A 3,044-nucleotide genomic window follows, 5' to 3' on the forward strand; every position below is an offset into this window, starting at 1 on the left:
ACTGCGGTCTTGCTAGCTGAAGAAGCGTTTTGTTCATCAGCGAAGAGGCAAGATTATGAAGCGTTTCGGATATTTCGTCAAGCACTTCTTTTTCTTCTCTACTCTCGCTTCACGCTGCATTTGCATGTGTTGTTCTGCGAGGGGGCGAACTATAGCAATACGCTTCCGAACCTGCAAGAGTTATTTTCGCGCTGCTACAATCGCTGCCTTTAACCGGTGCGGAAAGCAGCCATGACTAACAACTCTCTCAAACGTGGCGGCTTCAGCTCCAGCTTCGGCGTGCTGGCGGCCACACTCGGCTCGGCCGTCGGCTTGGGCAATATCTGGAAGTTCCCTTACCTCACAGGCGCCAACGGCGGCGCCGGCTTCCTGCTGATTTATTTGCTGGCCACCTTGCTGGTCGGCCTGCCGGTCATGATCGCGGAGATCACCATGGGCCGCGCCGCCAAGGCCAACCCGATCACGGCGCTGCAAAAGCTCAGCCCGAGCCGCTTGCCCTGGTGGCTGATTGGCGTATCGGGCATGCTGGCTGCCTTCCTGATCATGTCGTTCTATTCTGAAGTGGTGGCGTGGGTGTTCGCTTATGTATTCAAGGCGATCGGTGGCTCGATACTCAGCAGTGACCGCCAGGTGACCGAAGGCGCATTCACGGCGCTGATCAGCGATCCGCTGCAATCGCTGCTGTGGCAGTGGGTAGTGCTGGTATTTATCGGAGGCATCCTGTTGATGGGTGTGACCAAGGGCATCGAGGCGGTGGCCAAAAAATTGATGCCCTTGTTGTTCCTGTTATTGCTATTGCTGTGCGCTGTCAGCCTGTCGCTGGATAAGGCGCTTGATGGACTGGCTTTCCTGTTCCGCCCGGACTTCAGCAAGATCACGGCGGGAGTCATCCTTACGGCGATGGGCCTGGCTTTCTTCAAGCTGTCGCTGGGGATGGGCACCATGATGACTTATGGATCGTACTTTCGCGACGATCAAAATATCCCGCAAACCACTGTGCGGGTGATGATTGCCGACCTGTTTGTCTCCATGCTGGCCGGGATCGCCATCTTCCCGGCGGTGTTCACGTTCGGCTTCGCACCGTCGGCCGGCCCGTCGCTGGTGTTCATCACGATTCCAGCCGTGTTCTCGCAAATCCCCGGCGGCCATTTCTTGATGATCGTGTTCTTCGTGCTGGCGGCGGTCGCTGCTACCGGTGCGATGCTGTCGCTGATGGAAGTGCCGGTTGTAATTTTGCATGAACGCCTGGGACTGAGCCGCGCCAAGTCGACCTTGCTCACCATCGCCGTATTGATGGTGGTCGGCTCCACCTGTGCGCTGACCAATAATGTGCTGGCCGACTTCAAGCTGTTCGGCATGAATATGTTCGACCTGTTCGACTTCGTCTCATCCAACGTATTGCTGCCGATCGGCGGAATTTGCCTGGCGATCTACGTGGGATGGGTATGGGGCGCCGACAAATTCACGGGGGCACTATCCAACAATGGTGCGCTACCCAACCGGGCAACCGCGCGCGTGGTGCTGATACTGCTGCGCTACGTGTCACCCCTGCTGATTTTGCTGGTGATGCTCAAAGGCTTGAACCTGTTCTGAACCCGGTGCGGGCATGTGAAAAACACGTTATGGTGTGTGCCTGACGTGAACGGATGCCCGCATGAGCAAGCAAGAAACAATCTACGACGCCATCGTGGTTGGCACCGGTCCCGGTGGCGCCAGCGTCGCGCGTGAACTGGCCCGTCGGCAATTGCGGGTCTTGATACTCGAGCGCGGCAGCAACGTGCCACTCGAAGGCACATTGTCCCAGATGGCCGGCATGGCCGCAGTACCAGGCAAGGGCGCATACATCCATCGCGATGGCTCGCTGCTGGTGAGCGGCATAGTCGTCGGCGGCAGCAGCGCCATCAATTTTGCCACGGCCGCCCCGCCACCACTGTCCATGTTTGCCAATCACGGTATTGACCTGGCGCCGGCGCTGGCAACGCTGCGTGCCGAGCTGCCGATGGGACCTTTACCTGATGACCTGATTGGTCCCATGGCCAAGCGCATCGCCTCGGGCGCTTCCGCGCTTGGCCTCGACTGGCGCAAACTCCACAAATTGATACGACCACAGATCTGCCGCACCGGTTGCTGGCGGTGCGTTTATGGATGCCCGTTCGGAGCCAAGTGGACAGCACGCGATTTTGTGGATGAGGCAGTGGCATCGGGCGCGACGTTGATCGATCGAGCGTACGTAGAAAACGTGATGGTGGAAAACGGACGTGCATGCGGCGTGCGCTACCTGCGTGATGGCACACACCATGTGGTGCGCGCCGCCAAGGTGGTGCTGGCCGGCGGTGGTATTGGCAGTCCGCGCTTGTTGCACAGCTCGGGACTCCACGCGGCGCAAAGCGCGTTCTTCAGCGATCCGGTCGTGGCCGTGATGGGCCAGGTCGACGACCTGGAAGGCGGCGCCGAAGTCCCGATGGCAAGCGGCCTGTACCTGCAAGAGGCAGGAGTCGCCCTGGCTGACATGACGTTGCCCAGGCCGATGTTCCAGGCATTTGCGGCGCAGGTCGGGCGCGTCGACCGCATGCTGTCCCATGCGCGCACGCTGACCCTCATGGTCAAAATACGCGATGATATCGGCGGCGCCATCGGTCCTCGCTGGGTAGACAAAACCTTGAGCGCGGCCGATCGGGCCAAACTGTCACGCGGTATTGGCATGGCGCGCGATATTTTACGCACAGCCGGCGCCAGGAAAATCTTCAAGAGCTGGCATTTTGCAGCACATCCAGGCGGCAGCCTTCCGATCGGCGTCATTGTAGACAGCGATTTGCAAACTACGACCAGTAATTTATACGTATGCGATGCGTCGGTGATACCGGGATCGTGGGGATTGCCGCCGACGTTGACGCTGCTATGCCTGGGAAAACGTCTCGGAATGATGCTCTGAAATGCGAAAAACCCCCAACCGGATCACCGGAAGGGGGTTTTTCTATATAACTAGCCTGACGATAACCTACTTTCACACTGGTTGCAGCACTATCATCGGCGCAAAGTCGTTT

Annotated in this window: 3 protein-coding genes; all 3 read left to right on the plus strand. The window is 58.7% G+C overall.

The window, feature by feature from the left end; translation table 11 throughout:
• Positions 1–213, plus strand: a 213-nt coding sequence (locus J2X54_RS25650) for a hypothetical protein (RefSeq protein ID WP_310184694.1), incomplete at its 5' end; no start/stop codon positions are given.
• A gap of 18 nt (positions 214–231) precedes the next feature.
• A complete protein-coding gene (locus J2X54_RS25655; protein ID WP_310184696.1) occupies positions 232–1,593 on the plus strand; it encodes a sodium-dependent transporter in 1,362 nt (453 codons plus the stop codon).
• Positions 1,594–1,654: 61 nt separating this feature from the next.
• Positions 1,655–2,932, plus strand: a complete 1,278-nt coding sequence (locus J2X54_RS25660) for a GMC family oxidoreductase N-terminal domain-containing protein (protein WP_310184697.1) — start codon at positions 1,655–1,657, stop codon at positions 2,930–2,932.
• Positions 2,933–3,044 lie beyond the last annotated feature (112 nt).

The organism is Duganella sp. 3397 (assembly GCF_031456625.1).
GTDB lineage: Bacteria > Pseudomonadota > Gammaproteobacteria > Burkholderiales > Burkholderiaceae_D > Rugamonas > Rugamonas phyllosphaerae.